The sequence below is a fragment of the Pedobacter sp. Bi126 genome, from assembly GCF_918698245.1.
Classification (GTDB): Bacteria; Bacteroidota; Bacteroidia; order Sphingobacteriales; family Sphingobacteriaceae; genus Pedobacter.
On the sequence record NZ_CAKKMS010000007.1, the window covers coordinates 42,874 to 64,429 of the forward strand.

14 protein-coding genes are annotated in these 21,556 nt (G+C 39.3%); 13 read left to right on the plus strand and 1 reads right to left on the minus strand.

Annotated elements, in window-relative coordinates; translation table 11 throughout:
• Window positions 1-90 precede the first annotated feature (90 nt).
• On the minus strand, window positions 91-846 hold the full coding sequence (locus LQ201_RS21835; RefSeq protein ID WP_230145795.1) for an SDR family oxidoreductase: 756 nt from the start codon (window positions 844-846) through the stop codon (window positions 91-93).
• A gap of 132 nt (window positions 847-978) precedes the next feature.
• Between LQ201_RS21835 and LQ201_RS21840 the strand changes: the two genes are divergently transcribed.
• From LQ201_RS21840 to LQ201_RS21900, 13 genes are all read left to right on the plus strand, one after another.
• Window positions 979-1,392 (plus strand): helix-turn-helix domain-containing protein, encoded by a 414-nt coding sequence (locus LQ201_RS21840; protein ID WP_230145796.1) that lies wholly within the window; start codon window positions 979-981, stop codon window positions 1,390-1,392.
• Between the two features lie 60 nt (window positions 1,393-1,452).
• Window positions 1,453-2,988: a SulP family inorganic anion transporter gene (locus LQ201_RS21845; protein ID WP_230145987.1), complete on the plus strand. Its 1,536-nt coding sequence runs from the start codon at window positions 1,453-1,455 to the stop codon at window positions 2,986-2,988.
• Window positions 2,989-3,529: 541 nt separating this feature from the next.
• Window positions 3,530-6,544 (plus strand): SusC/RagA family TonB-linked outer membrane protein, encoded by a 3,015-nt coding sequence (locus LQ201_RS21850; protein WP_230145797.1) that lies wholly within the window; start codon window positions 3,530-3,532, stop codon window positions 6,542-6,544.
• A 34-nt stretch (window positions 6,545-6,578) separates the two neighbouring features.
• Window positions 6,579-8,093, plus strand: coding sequence for a RagB/SusD family nutrient uptake outer membrane protein (locus LQ201_RS21855; RefSeq protein ID WP_230145798.1), 1,515 nt, complete (start codon window positions 6,579-6,581; stop codon window positions 8,091-8,093).
• A gap of 11 nt (window positions 8,094-8,104) precedes the next feature.
• A complete protein-coding gene (locus LQ201_RS21860) occupies window positions 8,105-9,214 on the plus strand; it encodes a fasciclin domain-containing protein (RefSeq protein ID WP_230145799.1) in 1,110 nt (369 codons plus the stop codon).
• A gap of 37 nt (window positions 9,215-9,251) precedes the next feature.
• Window positions 9,252-10,340, plus strand: coding sequence for a DUF5007 domain-containing protein (locus LQ201_RS21865; RefSeq protein ID WP_230145800.1), 1,089 nt, complete (start codon window positions 9,252-9,254; stop codon window positions 10,338-10,340).
• 21 nt (window positions 10,341-10,361) lie between these two features.
• The gene (locus LQ201_RS21870) at window positions 10,362-13,511 is read left to right on the plus strand and encodes a SusC/RagA family TonB-linked outer membrane protein (RefSeq protein WP_230145801.1); all 3,150 of its coding nucleotides are present in this window, start codon (window positions 10,362-10,364) and stop codon (window positions 13,509-13,511) included.
• Window positions 13,512-13,522: 11 nt separating this feature from the next.
• Entirely contained in the window at window positions 13,523-15,046 is a 1,524-nt protein-coding gene (locus LQ201_RS21875) for a RagB/SusD family nutrient uptake outer membrane protein (protein ID WP_230145802.1), read from the plus strand.
• A gap of 24 nt (window positions 15,047-15,070) precedes the next feature.
• Window positions 15,071-15,820, plus strand: a complete 750-nt coding sequence (locus LQ201_RS21880; protein ID WP_230145803.1) for a hypothetical protein — start codon at window positions 15,071-15,073, stop codon at window positions 15,818-15,820.
• Window positions 15,821-15,851: 31 nt separating this feature from the next.
• Entirely contained in the window at window positions 15,852-17,471 is a 1,620-nt protein-coding gene (locus LQ201_RS21885; protein WP_230145804.1) for a DUF5008 domain-containing protein, read from the plus strand.
• 39 nt (window positions 17,472-17,510) lie between these two features.
• Window positions 17,511-19,208: an alkaline phosphatase family protein gene (locus LQ201_RS21890; protein WP_230146693.1), complete on the plus strand. Its 1,698-nt coding sequence runs from the start codon at window positions 17,511-17,513 to the stop codon at window positions 19,206-19,208.
• A 30-nt stretch (window positions 19,209-19,238) separates the two neighbouring features.
• Window positions 19,239-20,681 (plus strand): PA14 domain-containing protein, encoded by a 1,443-nt coding sequence (locus tag LQ201_RS21895; protein ID WP_230145806.1) that lies wholly within the window; start codon window positions 19,239-19,241, stop codon window positions 20,679-20,681.
• Between the two features lie 24 nt (window positions 20,682-20,705).
• Window positions 20,706-21,533: a PKD domain-containing protein gene (locus LQ201_RS21900; protein WP_230145807.1), complete on the plus strand. Its 828-nt coding sequence runs from the start codon at window positions 20,706-20,708 to the stop codon at window positions 21,531-21,533.
• Window positions 21,534-21,556 lie beyond the last annotated feature (23 nt).

The window sequence follows — 21,556 nt, forward strand, 5'->3', positions numbered from 1 at the left end:
TTTTTTTGAACAATAGACTCCAGACTAATCCATCATCTAACCTAAATTTAAACCAAAGCGGTTTGCGGCGCTCTGGTTTAAGGTTTAAGATTATAAATTATACATACCACCATCGGCAATAAGTTCTGATCCTAAAATGAACGATGAGTCATCCGAAGCAAAGAAAGCGATTGTTTTAGCAATTTCTTCGGCCTGTCCGAATCTGCCAACTGGTATCTGTTTCACCAGGCTTTCGCCCATTTGCTGTAAATCCTCGTCGCTTAAGCCCAATTTTTCCGAACTGTGCAATGGTGTGCCAACAGGACCGGGGCTAACAGCATTTACCCTTATTTTTCTTGATGTTAGTTCAGCAGAAAGATTTTTGGCCAAAGTTAACAAGGCGGCTTTACTTGCTGCGTAGACTGTTGCACCTGCCATTCCGATGTGTGCATTTATCGAAGTATTTAAAATAATTGATCCACCTTGATTAACTAGTGGCAGCAATTGCTGTAAACTAAAATAGGCGCCTTTAAAGTTGATGTTCATAATCTCATCAAACATCTCTTCAGTCATATGCGCTAACGTATTAAATTTTCCAATACCAGCATTAATCACTACAATATCTAAAGTTGGACTAATGGTTTTTACCTGATCGGCCAGTTTTGTAATTTCTTCCATATAAGCGCTGTCCGAAATAATTCCATATGCATTTTCGCCAAGTTGGGCAATCGCATCTTTTACCGATTGTTCATTTCTTCCGGTAATAATCACTTTGGCGCCCTGAGCTAAAAAATCTTGCGCTGTTGCAAAACCTATACCGCTGTTTCCGCCTGTAACGATTGCGGTTTTTCCTTCTAATTTTTTCATTATCTTTATGTTTTAATACATCAAAGAGACGGCTAATTACATTGCTCATCAAGTATGTACTTTTTGGTTCGGTACGCACTTTTTTGTACGATATGACCCCAGATTCTTTAAATCCCCGCATCAATTTTTTATATGACAAAAAAAAGACAAGCCGAGTATACCTGTTCGATGGAAGCGGCGCTAAATGTAATAGGAGGTAAATGGAAATTGACTATTTTGAACAGGCTTTTGTCTGGTCCGAAAAGGTATGGTGAACTTCATCGTAGTGTTGCAGGTATAACCGAAAAGATGCTCACACAGCAGTTAAGGGAGCTGGAAGAAGACCAGATCGTTGAGCGAAAAATCTATCCTGTTGTTCCACCCAAGGTAGAATACTCTTTTACCGAATCGGGAAAAAAGCTGACTGATGTTTTTAAGGCTTTAGAAATCTGGGGCAGTAACTTCCAACACCGCATCAATCCAACTCTGGGGAATGCAGATCATGATAAAAACTGTTATTCTTTCAAAGATGAATCGCAACTTACAGAACTTATTGAGCGCACCTAGTTTATTATAGCACTAATGTTCCCATAATTTAGATATTTGCAACTGCTAATAATTTAAATGATGAAGCCTTACCTGCAACTTTTCGATTTTTCTAAGAAAATAAATTATAAAACTGAAATTCTTGCGGGTTTAACGGTGGCCATGACGATGATCCCCGAATCGTTATCATTTGCTATTCTTGCAGGTTTTCCTCCTTTAACAGGTTTATACGCCGCCTTCATTATGGGATTGGTTACGGCTGTTTTAGGGGGCAGGCCAGGTTTGGTTTCGGGTGGGGCAGGTGCAACAGTGATTGTGCTCATTGCCTTAATGAAAACCCAGGGTATAGAATATGTTTTTGCGGCAGTTGCTTTAGCAGGCGTAATCCAGATTATAGTGGGACTGTTTAAACTCGGGAAATTCGTCAGGCTGGTTCCACAGCCCGTAATGTTTGGCTTTGTTAACGGTTTGGCGGTTATTATTTTCATGTCGCAATTGGAACAGTTCAAAACCCTTGTTAACGGCAGAGTAGAATGGCTGAGTGGTACTCCTTTATATATCATGTTGGCTTTGGTATTACTCACCGTTGCAATAGTGATCATTCTCCCTAAAATAACCAAAGCCATTCCATCATCATTAGTGGCTATTATTGTCGTTTTTCTTATCGTTTTATGTTTTGGAATTGATACCAAACTGGTTAAACATATTGCTTCAGTAAATGGTGGGTTCCCTCCATTTCATATTCCGAAAGTGCCGTTGAATCTGGATATGCTGAAGATCATTTTTCCTTATTCGCTCATTATGGCAGGTGTGGGTTTAACGGAGGGCCTGCTTACGTTGAATCTGGTTGATGAAATTACAGAAACCAAAGGCGATAGGAACAGAGAGAGTATTGCTCAAGGAATTGCCAATATTGCAAACGGCTTTTTTACGGGCATGGGCGGCTGCCCAATGATTGCCCAAACACTGGTTAACCTTTCTGCAGGTGCAAGGGCAAGGTTATCGGGCATTATTGCTGCCTTAACTATATTGGTTATTATTTTGGTAGGCGCTCCGGTAATAGATCGTGTACCCATGGCGGCCTTGGTTGGTGTAATGATGATGGTAGCCATTGGCACTTTTGAATGGATGAGCTTTAAAGTGATAAATAAAATGCCTTCGCAGGATATTATCATCGGCATACTGGTGGCTGTAATTACAGTTTGGCTGCATAACCTGGCGCTTGCGGTGTTAATAGGTGTAATTATTTCGGCACTTGTTTTCGCCTGGGAAAGTTCTAAACGGATACGTGCCACTAAACATATCGATACCGGTGGTGTAAAAACCTACGAAATATTTGGCCCCTTGTTTTTTGGATCTATTGCCAATTTTAATGAGCTGTTTGATGTGGCTCATGATCCTCAGCATATCGTAATTGATTTTAAGCATAGCCGTGTTTTTGATATGTCGGGTATTGACGCGCTGAATAAACTAACCGAACGTTACCGTTCGGCTGATAAAAAACTCCAATTAAAGCACCTGAGTAACGACTGTAAGCGCTTGCTGAAAAATGCAGATCAGATTATAGCCGTAAACATTATAGAAGATCCTACTTATCGGGTGGCCACAGAAAAATAATCGATTTTAACCTTTCTGTTTTATGATATAAGGTACCACTATATCGAAGCTAATGTTATAATATATAATATGGTAAAGGGCTATCCTCATCCCTAAACAATTATTGTCGGTTTCATCTTTACTTCTTGATCTGTATTTTATGTTTTTACTAAAACGTTTAAGTACTTTAAGAAAATAGCAACATAAAATTGTTCGATTTATTGTTATTGCTGGCTAAAAATGTCCTTATAGACTGTTTTATAGGATGTTAATTTTTTAAGATATTCTGATAATATTTATTTTTTTACCTGTCTGACTGACAGTTATTTTAATAGAATTAAATATTATTGTGGTGTTTTATAAAAATTTCATAAAAATGACAATTTGTTATTAAAACGTTTTAGTATAGTATATATTTGAGTTAACCAAATGCTAAATTTTATGAGAACCCTTAACTATTACTACCGAAGTACCTGTCTCTTTAACCTAGGACATACTATGCCGTTTCCGAAAAAATAAGTTTTAGAAATCATTTTTTTACCAATTAAAAGATCCATTAACTATGCGATACTTATGGGCGTGCCTTGTCTTTTTTGCCGCGTTTACATTAAACGTTTTACCTGTTTTTTCGGCGGGCAAAAAAGTTTATAAAGGCCTAACAACCAATCTTTTTGTTCTGCAGGATACAACTAAAATTAAGTATGTGTCGCCAAAAGACTCTCTGAGGAAAGACAGTTTAGAACAAATTAAACTCAAAACAATTTACCGTAAATTGTCGGGAGGTGTACAGAAAGATGTTAAAGATCTTTCGCTGTTTCCCGCCATTTCCTTACAGCAAAACCTGAAAGGAAATTATGCGGGTTTGTACGTACAAGAACCATCAGGCGAACCCGGCGCTATCCAAAATATGATCATCAGGGGTGCTGCTACACCACTGCTTTCAAAGAAGGATGTATATGCCATACAGCCATTGGTGGTATTGGATGGAATCCCGTTAATCGGAGAGCATCCTTTTGCCTTCGATATTCAACAGTACGATTTTAACAGAATTGGTCCAGCTACTAATCTCCTTGCCGGAATTGATCTCAATAACATTGCATCTGTAGAGGTATTGAGCGATTTGGCAGGATCATCTATTTATGGCCCCAGAGGAGTAAATGGTGTTATCGTGTTAACCTCAAAAGCGGCTTCGGGCAATTCGAGGAGCATTAGCTTTAATTCATATATCGGTATGGTGCAAAAACCAACGGTTAATACCATTAATGGTAAATATGAAAATGAATTCAGGCAAAGGTTCTATGATATTTATACCACCAATGGCAGATATTCGGATGATGAAGAATATCCTGTTTATTTAAGCGATTCGCTTAATAATGTATATAGTGGTAAATCGAACTGGACTGATCTATACTATAAAAATGCACTGATATACGGCATAAATTTTGGCTTAACCGGAGGGTCGGACCGTGCGAATTTTAGATTTTCGTTAGGTAATGCCAAAAGCCAGAGTGTTGCCGATGGTACAGGCTTAGACCGCTACAGTGCCATGTTCAACATCAACATGCGCCCGGTTAAATGGTTGCTTTTCTCTGCCATGATTAACGGGAACAGGTTAAACCGCGACCGGAACAGAACACTTAGGGATCGGTTTGCGCAGATTAATTACTTTCCCGATCTGAGCGCTCCACCTGCGCCCAATAAAGATTATTATAGTACTTATTTAAATGAATACAAGAAAGGTTTTGATGATAATAAAACCAACCTGATCCAGGGTTATGCCAAATTGGTGGCTACACTGGGCAAGGTTAAATTATCATCGGCTTTTAATGTAGATTATAATGAAGGTTATCGCGATATATTTTATGCCAGAACCTTGTTGCAGGGCAATAGCTACGCCTCAAACTATTATGGTTTTAACCAGCGGTTAATGATTGATAATAAAGCAGCTTACGATTTCAAGCTTAATACCGCACATGATTTTCATGTAGAGCTAGGCCAATCGATGATGTGGGATATTTATAAGTATAACTATGCCTATGCGTATAAAGGTGCGAATGATTATATCAAAATTAACTTACTGAATTCTGATCCAAAATTGCCTAACGGCGGTGATAATCCGGATTATCTGACGCCAAGAGCATTTCCAAGAGAACTTACCTATCGCTTTTTAGATAAAACAGCGGATAACCTGTTATCATTTTATGGTAAAGTAAACTACTCGTATAATGATAAGTACTTCTTATCCGGAACATTGCGCTTAGATGGATCATCTAATGCACAACCTACAAAACGCTGGTTTTATTCTCCGGTAATTTCAGGTGCATGGAATGTTAAAAACGAATTATTAAAAGATATCAGATCAGTTGATGATTTAGTTTTAAGGGCAAGTGTTGGCCGTTTAGGCAGAACATTTACCTATGATAATTATGCCCAGGGGCCACAATATACTGCATCTGTTGGTTATACAGGCAATTTAACCGTGCCAGGATACAATGCTTTCGGTGTATTAACCAGGCCCTATTCTTTTGGTTGGGTGGGTTATGGCGTGCCATGGGCCTATTCAGATCAGCTAAATATGGGTGCTGATATAGCCATGTTAAAAAACCGCCTGCATGTTTCGGTCGATTTTTACACCAAGGCCGATAAAAACCAGTTGATCGGCATTCCATCGTACGCAGAATATGGCTACAAACAATCAATAGAAAGCGGAATGGATGTGAGCAATACTGGTGTCGATTTATCCATCCACGCATTGGTAATGGCTAAAAATAAATTCTTGTGGAATTCTTCATTAAATTTTAACCACAATAGCAATACCTTAAAAGCATTGCCACGAGGCTTAAATGAAATTATAATCGGAAACAGGTTATTAAGAGTGGGCGAACCGGTAGATCAATATTGGTTGTTGGAAAATGAAGGTATCTACACTTCTACTGCACAAGTTCCGGTAGTAAATGGTCAGCCGTTAAAATATAACGGACAGGCATTAAAGGCTGGAGATCCGAGATGGAAAGACCAAAACGGTGATCATGTAATCGACGAAAAAGACAAAGTACTAAAAGGGCACTCATTGCCAACACTTTCTGGTGGTTTTGATAACGCTTTTACCTATGGCAACTGGAGTTTGAGCACCAATTTATATTTCAATTTGGGCAGAAAGCTGATTAACCAGGAAATGGCCAGCCGCTTCGATTTTGTAAACCGCGAAGGTAATACTGATGTAAGCTCGGTGAAAGAAATTACTTTTTGGGAGAAACGTGGCGATTATAGCAAATACCCACTATACAATCCATGGAGCACCGTTATTCCTTACCGTGTAGATCAGGACCTTTTCTTAGAAAACGCGTCGTTCTTGAAATTGAGATCGGTATCTGTAGGTTATGAACTTGGCAACCTGTTGAAAAAGAGAAATATAAAGATTAATAAATTCTTCGTTTACGGCGCAGTAAGCAATGTATTTGTCATCACGCCGTACACCGGGCAAGATCCAGAGCTGGTAAGCTATGATGGCGTAGATACCGGCTACGGACAACCGATACCAAGAACATACACTTTAGGAGTTAAAATGGAATTATAATATGGAAATAGCTACTAAAAATACATCAATTACGATGAAAAATATATTATACGCATTTCTGCTTGCTGTGGTGGCTTTAGCCAGCTGCAATAAAGCACTGGAAACCGACTCGAGCAGGGTGGTGGGCGAAAAAAATATGTGGAATACGGTAGAGGATGCCCGTGCCGGAATTTTGGGGGTTTATGCCTTAACCAGAGCTGCACTTTCTGATAACAACAGCCACTGGATTTATGGTGATGTAAGACCGGGCGAGTTTACGAGCCCGAAAAGACAGGATTTAAAAGCGGTTATCAGCAACAACTTAAATGCATCTTATCCTGTGGTAGAGTCACTTTCTGATTGGACCAGGTTTTATGCTATTGTTAATGGTGCTAATGTTTTTCTGGAAAATATTGCACACGTTAAAGCAACCGATAAACGCTATTCAGATAATAACATGACAGTAGATATTGCCCAGGCCAGGTTTTTAAGGGCTTTTGCTTATTTCTACATGGTGCGCATCTGGGGTGATGTTCCTTTTATTATCTCGTCAAATGAAGGTGCTTTTGAGAATAAAGCCAGAGAAAAACAAGCTAAGGTTTTAGCCTGGGTAGAATCGGAAATATTAAGGGCTGCGGCCGATCTGCCATATATTTACAGCGGAAACGATATTCAGCAACCAGGCGACTATTATAACGAAGGCGGCGGAAGGTGGGGGGGGGCTTTGGCCACTAAAGTTACCGCTTATGCGGTGCTATCGCACGTTGCTGCCTGGAATGCAGATTATGCTAACGTTGCCAAATACACCAAATTTGTTGAAGATAATTATGGCAGAAGTGGCGGTGGTTTTACTTCTACTACCGATTTAAGCAATTCAAACGGTTTCTTCTACAATAAAAATAACCGACAGATGTTTGGCTTTAATTCAGATTATGGTCATATTGATGGTTCATCAACCGGGCATATTGAAGAGTTAACCCTTGCAGAGCCCATCATTACCAAGTCTGTTCCTGATATCTATCTGCCAAAAGATTCGATCCTAAAATATTTCAATTTAGCGAAAGATGAAAGATTCTCTATCGATACATTGGGTCAATCGAAATTCGACAGGTATTTCACCAATTTAAATGGTAAATATCCAATTTTCAGTAAAATCAAGGTTATTCAAGGTGGCGGTACAGATCCAAACTTCAGGTATTTTACCAGCGCGTTAATTTTTACCCGTTTAGAAGATATCGTATTGTTAAGGGCCGAAGCACTATCTGTCTTGGGCGATCAACAGGGTGCTACAGATGAGTTGAAGCAAGTAATGAGCAGACGCTTACCCACTGATACTGAAATAAAATTCGATTTCAGTAAAGATGATATTATCAAAATGATATTCGAAGAAAGGCACCGCGAATTATTGGGAGAAGGACATAGGTGGTACGACTTAATCAGATACAATAAAATTAAGCAGAACGATGCCAGGTTTATGAACCTCATCAATTCCGGAGGGATCTATTGGCCAATATCACGAAAGCTGATCTCTCAAAACAGTTTATTAACTCAGAATCCTTACTGGCGCTAAATAATATTGATATGAAAAATTTTATAAAATATATTGGTGTGCTAACAATACTCTTGTTATTCACTATCATTTATTCGGCTTGTAAAAAAAATGGAGGCTATTACGATGTAGAAGATAGCGCGGTACCCTATAATGGAAACATTTACGAATACTTAAAAAGTAAGCCAGGGGTTTACGACTCGTTAATTGTGGCAGTTGATAGAATGGGTTTGAAGAAAACCCTGACCGATAGTAATGTAACGCTTTTTGCGGTTACCAACCCTAGTTTTCAGCTGGCCTTAAGAAACTTAAACACTTTAAGAAAACAATCAGATAAAGACCCCTTGTTTTTATCGAATATTGATGGAATACAGTTAGACACTATGGTTTCTTACTACATCATCAGAGGCGTAAAACCGTCTGATTCTTTAAAACTGCAGGATGGACTTAATTTAACCAGTGTTAAAGTAGCCTATCCCATGCATGCTAAATCGGTGCGGGGCTCTGCCTCAGGCGAGGTAGGTGCCGGTCCGGAAGTGATTCAGTTTAGCAATACCAAAAAGAGCAAATTTATCAGAAATTGGTCTACAAGTACAACCGCATCAAACAATATCAAAACCAAAAATGGTATTGTGCACGTCATCAGTCCCGATCATATTTTCGGTTTCGATGGCTTTGTTACCCGCTTAACTTTTATTCCTCCTCCGCCAAACTTAATGGTTACTGTGGGCGGTACTTTTTCTGCCAACCGCGAAAATGGTGGTGGACCAACCAGTGGAGAAAACTCTAAAAAAGTTATCGATGGCGACGACCACACCAAGTTTTTATGCGATCTGCAAGGCTTTTTAACCATGCAGTTTAAGTTAAAAACGCCTGAGGTTTCTTCTGTTTACACGTTAACCTCGGCAAATGATGCGGTAGAGAGAGATCCGAAAGCCTGGACTTACGAAGGCTCACAGGATGGTATTAACTGGACCGAGCTGCACCGGGTAACTAATTTCTTTTTCGAAGAAAGGTATCAGCAAAAAGTTTTTAGATGTACCAATACTACAGCGTATCTCTATTACCGCTTAAATATTACCGAGCTGAGAAGCGGGGGTACCTTCCAGCTTGCAGAATGGACTATAAACAAATCGAAATAGGGTGATGGGACATAGAAAAAATAAAATAACGAAACTTATGAAGTCAATCGTAAAAATAGAAATGGTTGTGGTTCTGTTTGCATTGATCGCTTTTAGCGGATGCAAAAAACTGTACAACCTGCCAGAAGAAAAAGATTACCTGAGTAACAATGTAAACTTTAGCAATAAAATATTAGAGCCAATTATTGGCAGAACGAACCTAATGGGTGGTTTTAATGGCGATAACTCTACACAGCCGATAACTTTCGAAATTGTGAATGCAAGGTTTGGCGATGGAAGACCGGTTACTGATATTTTTCAGAAAGTGCCTACCTACGTGTTCACTGCTCCATATACAGGCTTAGAAAAAAGTCTGGCAGAAATAGAGGCTAAAAGAAAAATAGAGCAACATTCATTATTTGAAGTACGTTCGTCGGGAGAGTTTATACTGTGGGGGTCGTCTACCAACCAATTAATCAAACCTAGGCCAACCGACAGTACAAACTTCTCTCAGGATACCCGTTTTTTTGATGTAAAGATCAAAAACACCGGTGGTGAACGTTTGATCAGAGACCTGCAGATCAGACCTTTTAGAGAAAGACCTTATGAGCCTTCTAACGACTTTAATGCTTATACCGGTTTGCCTGCTCCCGATCCTAAATTTCCTTTAGATAAAAAGCTGAGGGATTATATCCGCCCATACTTAAACAACGTAATTGGCGCTACAAGCAACAAAAACCTGATCAGTAACAACGATCAAAAAGATGTAGTGGTATATATCCGTCCGTTTACAGGCGGCAATGGTCATTCACTCCGTATTAAAGCATTAAATAAAGATTCGGTTGAAATTAATCCATCGTCCTTTAACGAAACCGTTTGGGACAAAATGATACATGGTTTTAACATGCAGAAAACGGATAAATATGTTCAGTATGATGTAGCCTATCCGATTCCATTGGTAGAAATCCCAACATTTTACGCACCTGGAGGTTCAAGAGCCAAAGCACAGTTGAGTTATTCGAGAGGCGCTTTCGGTGGGGGGCGTATCATTGCCAATTTCGGGGTGGATTTTGCCATTTATCAGGCTGGAGATTGGGAAATTGTATTCCACTTCAAAACAGACAATCCAAAGTTTATCAACGAATAAGCAACATTTAAAGCTAATATTATGAAAAGAAATATACTTTTTTATACATTACTTGTAGTGTGTATAATGCTTGGCACCGGTGCTTTTTCGCAAGAGAAATTTAACCTTGTGAATGGTACCGTTGTTGATAAAGAAACAAAACAAGGCGTTCCGGGTGTATCTATTATTTTAGAAAGCACCAATAAAGGTTTAACCCAAACCAACGGTAGCGGAAAATTTTCGGTTAATGTACCGGTGGGCGCTACCTTAATATTTAAGTTTCTAGGTTACAACACACAACGTGTAAAAATTACCAATCAAAACAATATAACTGTAACCATTACTGAAGATAATAAAGAGCTTGATCAAGTGGTTATTGTGGCCTACCAAAGCAGATCTAAGCAAACCACAACCGGATCTTCTGTATTAATTCAGGCTAAAGAAGTTCAGGATATACCGGTTTCTAACGTCGAACAGCTTTTACAAGGTAAAGTACCCGGATTAAATATTCAGAACAACACCGGTGCCCCGGGTTTTAGAGGCTCGGTGCAGGTTCGTGGATTGTCGAGTTTAAGTATCTCGGGCAGTGGTAACGAATCATTTCTACAGCCAACCTCGCCTTTATATATTATTGATGGTGTTCCATTGGATGCAGATAAAGCGGCAGAGTTTGGTTTTCAGAGCCAAGGTCCTGGTGTGAGTCCGCTTTCATTAATCCCACAGGAAGATATTGAGAACATCCAGATTTTAAAAGATGCGCAAGCTACCTCTATGTACGGTTCAAGAGGTGCATATGGTGTAATTATCATCACAACAAAAAGAGGTAACTCTAAAGTTCCAAGAATTAGGTATGTAACCAATTTCTTTGTTAAAACCCCACCAAAACTCCGCGAAACTTTGGGAGGTAATTCAGAGAGATCGTTAAAAATCCAACAGATTATCTTAAATGCACAAAATGTTGATGATATCAGAAGAATTTCCAACACTTCATTTCTTGCCGACAGTTTAAATGCGTATTGGAACAACTCAACCGATTGGCAGAACGTGTTTTATCAGAACACTTACAATCAAAGTCATAACCTCGCTTTAGATGGTGGCGATCCTAAGTTTAACTATAAGGCGAACCTGGGTTACTACACAGAAAAAGGAGTAATCAAGAATACTGGCTATAACCGTTACAATTTAAACATGAACATGGAATTTAAACCAAACGATAAATTTAGGTTTTTTGGTTTCATTAATGGTTCAGTAGGAAAGCAGAATAAGGGTAATGGTGTAGGCCTTTTACAATCGGGTGTGGCCGCAAACGGGCAGGTATCTACCTTACTGCCACCACCATCATTCTATCAGGCATCAGGTGGGGTTTTATCGGCATTGCAAACTTTAAACGATAACAACTCAAGAAACCTGAGAACCAATATTGAAGCACGTTATGAGTTTATTCCAGGTTTGGCCGCATCATCTACTTTGAGTTACGATTATACATCAGATACAGAATCGACCTTTACACCAGCAGCAGCAAATGGACAGTTTGCCAAAGTGTATGATTATGTAGGAAGAAATTTCCAGTTGTATAATAGAAATGGTATTACCTATGCCAAAAGCTTTGGCGAAAAACATAATCTTTTTGTAAACACCTTTAATGAAATTTATAAACAGGGTGCACAAGCTAGCATTACCCGCCAGGAAAGAACACCAAACGATCAGTTACAGGGCCCAATAGGTTACGATGCATACTACTCACGTGGCGGGGGAGTATTGTCCAATTATAAAAATGCAACCATTGCTTCATTTGCAGGTTCGGTATCATATGATTATGATAAGAAATACGTAGCAGAATTTTCTTACCGTTTGGATGGTACATCATCAAGCGGTCTGGAAAATCCATATTCTAAAAACCCTTCTATCGGTTTAAGGTGGAACTTTAATAAAGAGAACTGGCTGGCCGACATGAAATGGTTAACGTATGGTAGTTTAAGGTTAACATGGGGCCAAAATATTGTGCCTACAGGTAACCTACAGAGTATTTATGGCGTTTTTAACTTAAACGGTAACTTTAATAACAACCCAACAATCGGTATCGATTATGACATTGTTCCAAACCCTAACTTAAAACCAACTACAACTAGCCAGTATAATTTAGGTTTTGATCTGGGTTTATTTAACGATAAAATCTCTGTAAACTTTGATACCTATTTTAAAAAGGTTGATAATTTGCTTTTTGATAGGTTTTTATCCAATACCACCGGATTTAATAAGCTGGCGAGTAACGATTTAGGTATTGCCAATTATGGATCTGAAATAATGATCACCGTAAGACCTGTGGTTAGTAAAGATTTTGACCTTACGGTTTCGGTAAACGGTGCACTTAACCGCGATGTGCTGTTAAAACTTCCGGCTGAGTACAATGGTCAATACATTAAATTTGATGGCTCTGGTTACTTACAACATAACGTTTATCGTGTTGGCAGAAATACATTGTCAAACTATTTAAGGATAAACCAGGGCGTTTACAGAACAGATGCAGATGTACCTACCGATCCTGTTACTGGTAAAAGATATCAATCTAACGGGGCATTTTTCTTTGGTGGAGATCCGATTATGAAAGATGTAAACGGCGATTATATTTTAGATGGCCGTGATTATGAAGTAACAGGTAACTCACAACCGTTAATGACTGGTGGATTATCTACCAATATCAGGTATAAAAAATGGGGTTTAAATGTTTATGCCACTTACACGGCCGACAGAACCATCCTGAACAATGCGTTGGCCGATAGGATAGCCATTATGCGCGATCCATATTCACTCACATCGGTGGTTCCGTTAAACGATCTTAATATCTGGAAAAAACCAGGTGATGTGGCAAAATACCCATATCCCTATGATTATAAGAGATTTGGTCAGATTCAACCTTTGAGGGCCGATCAAACACTTTGGCAAGAAAGCGGAACCTATTTAAAAGTGAGTAACGTAACCCTTTCTTACATGTTCGATAAAAAGTTTATCTCACGTTTTGGAATGAGCAGTTTAAGAATTTACGCCTCTACAGATAACCTGATTACTTTTTCTAAGTACACCGGGCCGAACCCTGAAAACGTAACCACATTGGGCCGCGATATTTCTACAGGATACCCTGTACCACGTACTTATAATATTGGCGTACAGTTAGAACTTAATACAGGCAATTAATAGATATTATTATGAAAAAGTTTATCATTTATTCTTTGATTTTAGCAGCAACATTTTCATTGCCTGCTTGTAAAAAGTTTCTGGATATTCAACCTTTAGATAAGTTATCAGGAAATAACTTCTTTAAATCTAAAGAAGATGTAGAAGCTAATATTTACGATTTATCACGTATTGTGTTCGGTAAATTTAACGAAACACATTTTATAGGTGCAACGGGCGAATACCGCTCTGGCGAGGTACTTTACGAAAGTCAGTCTGATTTAGCACCAGCCCGCGAGTTTGTCGAGATTTTAGGTAAAAACAACCTGTTAGGTTTACTGTCGGGCAATCGCCCATGGGATTTTTACAATTTCAATAGAATTACCGATTGGACCGATTATTACCGTGCCATACAAGGTGCCAACATTTTAATGGCGAAGCTAGACGAAGGTGTACCCGGGCTTACCGATGTGCAGAAAAACCAGTATAAAGCCGAAGCTGCATTTATCCGTGCGTTAAGCTATTTTGTTATGGTAAGGTTATATGGCGATGTAGTGTATTATACCGATGCATTCCATTCAACAGCTTTGCCACGCGAAAACTTTGTTTCCGTATTAAACAAATGTATAGCTGATCTTAAAACCTATAAAAATCAGATCCCATGGACTTATACCGATCCATCCTTAAAAGGAGTTAGGGCCAGCCGTGGAAGCATTATTGCCTTAATTATGGAAATGAACATGTGGAATGCCGGTTTTGATGCAAATAATTCGAAGAAATATTACCAGGAAACTGCTGATTTAGGGCGCGAAATGATTGCCAGTGGTGCATACCGGTTATTGCCAATTACAGAATGGGCTACTGTAATTAAAGGAAGATCAGACGAGAGCTTATTCGAATTTTACCGCAGTATAAACTATGGTGATCAAAATACCAATACGGCACCAGTGGCTGATATGTTTTTGCATTACCCATATAAAAGGCCAGAATATACCCACCGTGTAAGTTTTGCTTATTTCAGGGGTGAGTACATGCAAAAACTTTTTCAGGATGGTAGCGATAAGAGAATTACCAGTTGGTTTAACGAAGATATTTTTGCCGATAACGGAAAATTTATGATGTTAAAATTTGCACAGAATTCTTTCTCTACAGGCGAAGAAGATGCCAATCCTGATAATACGTTTATGATTTTTAGGTATGGTGGCGAAATTTTACTGGCCGCAGAAGCACTTGCCGATTTAGGAGAAGATGCCGAAGCAATTAAGCTGGTAAATATGGTGAGAGATAGGGCACAAGCATCAAGATATGCTGGTGGCGGAGGCTCTACCCTGAAGGATTTTATTTTTTACGAAAGATCCAGAGAATTAATAGGCGAAGGACACCATTATTTCGATTTGGTGCGCACCAAGAGGATTTTAAGCAGCCAATGGTCGTACAATGTACTTACTTCAGATAAATTTAGCCGTGGCGCATGGACCTGGCCAATAAGTGGTAATGCCTTAAATAACAATCCGTTTATGCGGTTAAACGATTATTGGGTTAATGGTGGTAATTAATTTTAAATAGAAATTATACAAGATATGAAAAAGCTAATTATTGCATGTGCGGCACTTTTACTTGTTTTAAATGCCTGTAAGCGTGATGAGTACTATATAGATGGAGGTAAGGTAAAGGCAGAGTATGATGGGAATATGATGCAGTACCTACAAGCCAAAAAGGTTCCTTTTGACACCGTTGCGCAAATTGTAAAACTGGCCGGTATGGAGCAACAGTTCAGTTCAGAGAATTTCACCTTTTTTGCTTTTGATGATGATGTGGTGCGGAAAACGATCGGCAATATTCACACCAACGAAAAAGATAGAAACCCAAAATTCGAATCCTTAAATCAATTACTTTATGAAGCGGGAAGAGATACGGTAAAAACCCTCGATCAGATCAGTCCGGCCATTTGGCGGAAATACCTGCAACGTTATATGTTTAAAGGTGTAAACATGTTAAAAGATTATCCGCAGATCGATCTTAACCTCAGAAGTATTTATCCCGGCGCCCTTCACTACGATTATAACAACGATGTAGCCAATATTGGGGTCGTTTTTTACGATGCTAACGGAATTAAATATATCGGTTACAGGCAGCTTGTGCTCTCTTATATCCCCGATGTATCAAAACCGAACGATAACTGGTACCCAAGTTATGTCGCATCATCTGATATTAAGCCAACCAACGGAATGGTGCACTCGTTAAGGTACCAGGGTGCATACCTGGGGTTCAATTTATATGAGTTTTTTAATGATGTATATAACACTGGTTTAACACCAAGTAATAAATAATTAGCCTGTTATAATTTTAAAGAATAGAATCATGAAAAAAATAAAATACATGCTAATCGTGTTTTTTCTATGCTCCTTAGTTATACAGGGATGTAAGAAGGAAGAAGAATTAGGCGAAGACCCATATGCAGACGGTAAAGCACCACTAGGCATAACCATCAGCCAAACTTTACCACCTGTTCCATCAGAAGGGATTGTAGGTACTACTGTAACCGTACAGGCCAAAGGCTTAATGCCCTTTAAAGATAAGTTAACCTTTTTGTTTAACGGCGAAAAAGCAGAAGTGCTTAGCGTTACCGAATCTACTATTGTAGTTAAGGTGCCCGAAGCCGGAAGTACAGGAATCACCTCGATTGCTATTGGCGATCAGCTGATTTTAGGTCCGCAGTTTATTGTGTCGGGCCTGATCAAAAACGATATCACTTTTAAGGCAACAGCCGGAACAAATGGCTACGTAAGTCAGTTCTACGAAATGATTGATGGAAGGGCACTTGTACTCGGCGGTTTTAACAATTACAATAATAATGGATTCATTACACCGAATAATAGAATTGTAAGAACTTCTTTAGATGGCGATTACGACCGTACTTTTAGAACGGGTAGAGGCGCAAATGGCTCACTATCGAGAGTAATTGAAATTGGCGGGCGTTTTATCATCGCCGGTGGGTTTAGCGGCTACAACCAGCGTACAGAAAATATCAGCAATATAACCAGTTTATATCCTAATGGCGCTATTGATACCATTAAAATCCAAACCAAGCGGAAGCCAACTTTAACCGATACGGTTACCCAAAAATGGTTTCCTAAATTTAATGGCGGTACCAACGAATACATTAACCGCATTTACCCACACCAGGGTAAAATACTAGCAACTGGTAATTTTAGGTATTACGTAAAAAGAACTTACGATAAAGACAATTACGATTTTACCAGAGATACGGTAATTCTGGATAGTACCGAAATCCGCCAGATTTTAAGGTTCAATTTAGATGGTTCTTTAGATAAAACCTATCGTTTTAATACTGCAACCAATAAAGGTAATGTAAGTGCAAATGGGCCTATTGATACCTATATGCATACCGATGCGGCGAACCTCGAAAAATTAATGGTATTTGGGAACTTCAGCACCTTCGATGACCAGCCTGCGGTACGTATTTTAAGGTTAAATGCCGATGGCACTAAAGATCCAAGTTTTAACCCGGGCAGTGGGGTAGATAATGGAATAACATCACTTACCTACAATGCCACTACCAGAAAATACCTGATTACAGGAGCATTTACAAAATACAACGGTAAACCTGTATACGGGATGGCATTAATTAATGAAGATGGCAGCCTGGATGAATCTTTTACAGCTAAATTCTTTGAGGGCGGTTATCCTTATTTTGCACGCCAGCTTTCGAATGGGTTGATTGTAGTGAGCGGTGGCTTTAAAAAGTACAATAACGTAACCAGAAACGGTTTTATGGTACTTACTCCAGCAGGACTGCTAGCTCCTGGCTATAATGCAACCGGACCTTTTTCGGGCGGCCTTTCTGATGTGATTGAGACAAAATCTGCAGACGGTAAAAAAGCACTGTTATTAATCGGAGGTTTCAACCGCTTTGATAACCAGCCTTTCTATAACATCGTTAGGGTAACTATCGAATAATAATAACCAGAAGCCAATTAAATATAAACTAAGATGAGCATGACGAAAAAATATAAATTACTGCTGGGTTTAATGGCCACCGTAATTACAACAACCATATTTTCCTGCAATAAAGATTTCGATAGAAAACTTACAGATAAAGATGGTACCGATACCACAAAAGTAAGATACGGAAGCCGTAAGATCTTATACCTGGTGGTTGATGGTGCAAGAGGGCAATCGGTAGCGGCAGCTAATATTCCAAATATTACGGCCCTTTTACCACATTCAGTTTATAGTTGGGTGAGCTTAAATGAACCCGAAGCTACACAGAATGCCAGTAACTGGGCAAGCATGTTAACTGGCGTAAAAAAGGCAAAACACCTTGTAAATGATGATAACCTGACCAATAACAACCTGCAGAATTACCCTGTAATATTTAAAAGGATTAAAGAGAGCAGGCCACAGACCAAAATTGTAGCACATACCTCGTCTACAGTTTTTAAATCGCTAACAACAGGTGCAGATATTAGCACACTGGTAAGCAGCGATGATCTGGTTAAAGCTGCGGTAATTAACGATTTAAATACCGATACTGCCTCCGTAATTTTAGGCCACTTTACCGATGTAGATAAAGCCGGCGCACAATATGGTTACGATAATTCATTCCCGAACTATAAATCGGCAATAGAAAAATTCGATACTGGCGTAGGTGAGATTATGGCTGCATTAAAGAAACGCCCTAATTATATTAACGAAGATTGGCTGGTTATTATCGCTTCGAGTGATGGTGGTGCATTTACCCTCCCGCCCAATACCGATGATCAAACCATTTTTAGTAAACCGGCAAACAATGCTTTTGTTATTTACTATAGTGCTGCTTATAATAAACGGATCCTGGTAAAGCCTTTTACAGGTAACAGGTATTTAGGTAAAACCGTTAAAATGACTGGTACCCAAATAAGGGCTGAAGTGGCTGGCGAAGATGCAGGCGTTTACAACATAGACGATACCACTAAAATGACTATCGAGCTTAAAGTTAAAAAGAACCAGGAAAAGCTTTTTTATCCAAGTGTTTTAGGTAAGCGGAACGAATGGTCAAGCGGTCACCCTAGTGTAGGCTGGGTTATTTATTTAGAAGACCGTTACTGGTATTTTGAATGGAGAGGTACAAAAGATGGTGATTACCGCCAATGCAGGGGCGGCGATATTGTTCAGGGTAGATGGGAAAACCTTTCGGTTAAATTAGAACAACGCGGTAACCAAAGGTTTATCAGAACTTATACCAACGGAAAATTTAACAGCGAGTTAGAAATCACGGGGTCTGGTTCTTTAGCCAATTCTAATGCACTGAAACTGGGTTATTTAAATGGTCAGGGGCATGGAGAACCAGATTATTACGTAACCGATATCCGTTTCTTTAAACTAGCCGTACCAGATGGTGTAATTGAAGACTATTCTTGCGAAACATCCATCGATCAGAGCCACCCATCTTACAACTTTTTAGTGGGTTACTGGCCAGCTACCGATGGAAATGGCGATAAGATGATCGATCTTTCTTCACAGGCCCGCGATTTTAAATTACAGGGGCCATACGTTTGGGAAAATTTCAACGATTTAATCTGTCCGCCTTCAACCAGTTCCTTAGCGCTCCTTGTTCCGCAAACAACTGATATACCGGCGCAAATGGTTAACTGGTTAAAAATTGCCAATAACCAGCAGTGGGCGCTTGATGGCAGGGTTTGGTTAGACCAATAAACAAGAATATTGATAATTTAAATATCGAAAATGAAAAAAATTATATATACAGTATTAATGGGCTTAACAATCATGATTGTTGCCTATTCTTGTAAAGAATCTCAAATAGACGATTTGGATCTACCACCTTCGGCAAGCAGAAGTATTACTGGCGAAGGCATTGTTGTGGGAAATGTATCAATAGATAATCAGTTTGTTAAAGTTCCTTTCAAAATTTCGCTCTCGGGGGCAGCTGAAGAGGCTTTTCAGGTAGGATTAACCCTAAATAACGATACGGTAGCGCAATTAATTAATAATGGTGGTTTAACCAATGCTATACTCATGCCCTCAGCTGCTGTAGAGTATCCTAACGTAATTAATGTTGCTTATGGAACAGACAATGCAGAAGGAATAGCAATCGTTCGCCGGTCGGTATTGGAACGTTATTTTGGTAAGAAGGTGGTTTTTGCCTTAAAACTTTCAGCGCCTGGTAAAGGAAATAAAATTGCCAATGGCAAATCGAATATCCTGGTTATTATCAATACCGAAGAATTGTTAAAATCTACCGACATCCATTTTTTAAGTTTTCAGGGCGGAGGCATCTATAGCGTAACTCAGGGGTCTACTTACCAGGTAGGGCCTGCTGGGGTTACCATTCCATTGATTATCAGCCTGGATAATGCTCCTTCTACAGCCTTCAACGTAAAAATTAAGGATAATATAGATACCATTGCAACTTTATTGTCGGCAGGAACGCTCACTAATGCGATCCATCTCGCTGCAAAAGATTTTACCATCGATACCTTGGTCAGGTTTAATACTGGCGCGACCAGTGCTACAGTAAGGTTATCGATTCCATGGCCGGTGTTCGATGCAAATATTATGGCCAACAAAAAATTTGCCTTTGCCTTAAGCTTGAGCGATAATACCAATCACGTTATCCATCCTACTAAAGGAAAAGTAATCGTAGTGATTGATCCCAATGTAAACTTAGATAACAACTCTCCAATTATTGGAAAAGGAACAGGTTTAATTGCCAAATATTATACCAATACGCAATTGTCGCCAGACGACGGCCGTGAGCCTTTTGCAACCCGTGTAGATGGTACGATCGAATTCTCGGGCGATGGTTGGCCAGATAATGTAAAAAATACCGCTGGTACTTCTTTGAGCAGAGATAATTTCGCTACCAAATGGGTTGGAGAATTTTTGGCGCCAGTAAGGGGTGATTACATTTTCTATCAAACCCGTTGGGATGATGGATCAAGACTATTTATTAATGGAAAAGCCATTATAGATGATTATACCACACAGTGGGATAAACCAGAGCGAAAAGCAACCATTCGTTTAGAACGCGGTATCCGATATAAAATTGAAGCACATCACCGTGAAAATGTTGGTGGACAGCAGGCCTATCTCGAATATGAAGTTCCATCGGCAGGTATAACAGGTAAACGTGCCGTACCAAGAACACAATTATTTCCAACTCCTTAAACATGAATAGATATGAAAAGTAACATGAAAAGATTATTAGGTGTATGCTCGCTTTTACTACTTATCGTTGTGTTAACGGTAAAATGTAAAAAGGACGAAACCGTAGAGATTATTCCCGAAGTGGAAGAACCAAAACCATTGGTTACATTTGACTATGCCATTCCAAATCCGTTAAAATACCAGGAAGTTCAGTTTACAGCTACCCCACAAAATTATAAATCATTATTGTGGCAGTTTGGAGACGATAGTACCTCCGTAGAAGTTTCGCCAAAACATGTTTACCGTTTCCCGGGAACATACCGCGTGGTTTTAACCATTAGGAACGGACAAGGTTATTCGGCAACAAAAGAGATTAACTTAAAAGTAGTCGATCCGAATTTTGACCCAACCAAATATGGCGAGAATTACATGAAAACTATTGGGGGTATATTTTCGGTTAACCTTGAAGCAGGTGCTGGGCCCGATTCTGGCGAAGGTTCCAAAAAATTGGTTGATCAGGATATAAATACGAAATTCTTACAGGCAGGTTTTGATGGTACGCAAAAATGTACTTTCGAACTAAAGACGCCGCAGGTGGTGGGCGCTTATACGCTAACATCGGGAAATGATGCTCCAGACCGCGATCCAAGATTCTGGATTTTGCAGGGTTCGTTAGATGGTATCCAGTATACCGATTTGCATACGGTTACGGTATGCCCATGGGAGAATAATGACAGCAGCAGAAAACAGACTAAACTTTTTCACTTTGATAATTACATTGCTTATAAGTTCTATCGCCTTTACATCAAATCGAACAGGGGAAGCCGTGTGTTTCAATTGGCCGAGTGGACCATCAACAAAAAACAGCCTTAATTTAATATAGGTTTATGCACAAT

What these genes read in the sequence shown, in the direction of transcription:
- LQ201_RS21900 (WP_230145807.1), top strand. Translation starts at nt 20,706, where the DNA reads ATGAAAAGATTATTAGGTGTATGCTCGCTTTTACTACTTATCGTTGTG.
- LQ201_RS21855 (WP_230145798.1), top strand. Translation starts at nt 6,579, where the DNA reads ATGAAAAATATATTATACGCATTTCTGCTTGCTGTGGTGGCTTTAGCC.
- LQ201_RS21840 (WP_230145796.1), top strand. Translation starts at nt 979, where the DNA reads ATGACAAAAAAAAGACAAGCCGAGTATACCTGTTCGATGGAAGCGGCG.
- LQ201_RS21880 (WP_230145803.1), top strand. Translation starts at nt 15,071, where the DNA reads ATGAAAAAGCTAATTATTGCATGTGCGGCACTTTTACTTGTTTTAAAT.
- LQ201_RS21885 (WP_230145804.1), top strand. Translation starts at nt 15,852, where the DNA reads ATGAAAAAAATAAAATACATGCTAATCGTGTTTTTTCTATGCTCCTTA.
- LQ201_RS21850 (WP_230145797.1), top strand. Translation starts at nt 3,530, where the DNA reads ATGCGATACTTATGGGCGTGCCTTGTCTTTTTTGCCGCGTTTACATTA.
- LQ201_RS21890 (WP_230146693.1), top strand. Translation starts at nt 17,511, where the DNA reads ATGACGAAAAAATATAAATTACTGCTGGGTTTAATGGCCACCGTAATT.
- LQ201_RS21845 (WP_230145987.1), top strand. Translation starts at nt 1,453, where the DNA reads ATGAAGCCTTACCTGCAACTTTTCGATTTTTCTAAGAAAATAAATTAT.
- LQ201_RS21860 (WP_230145799.1), top strand. Translation starts at nt 8,105, where the DNA reads ATGAAAAATTTTATAAAATATATTGGTGTGCTAACAATACTCTTGTTA.
- LQ201_RS21865 (WP_230145800.1), top strand. Translation starts at nt 9,252, where the DNA reads ATGAAGTCAATCGTAAAAATAGAAATGGTTGTGGTTCTGTTTGCATTG.
- LQ201_RS21835 (WP_230145795.1), bottom strand. Translation starts at nt 846, where the DNA reads ATGAAAAAATTAGAAGGAAAAACCGCAATCGTTACAGGCGGAAACAGC.
- LQ201_RS21875 (WP_230145802.1), top strand. Translation starts at nt 13,523, where the DNA reads ATGAAAAAGTTTATCATTTATTCTTTGATTTTAGCAGCAACATTTTCA.
- LQ201_RS21895 (WP_230145806.1), top strand. Translation starts at nt 19,239, where the DNA reads ATGAAAAAAATTATATATACAGTATTAATGGGCTTAACAATCATGATT.
- LQ201_RS21870 (WP_230145801.1), top strand. Translation starts at nt 10,362, where the DNA reads ATGAAAAGAAATATACTTTTTTATACATTACTTGTAGTGTGTATAATG.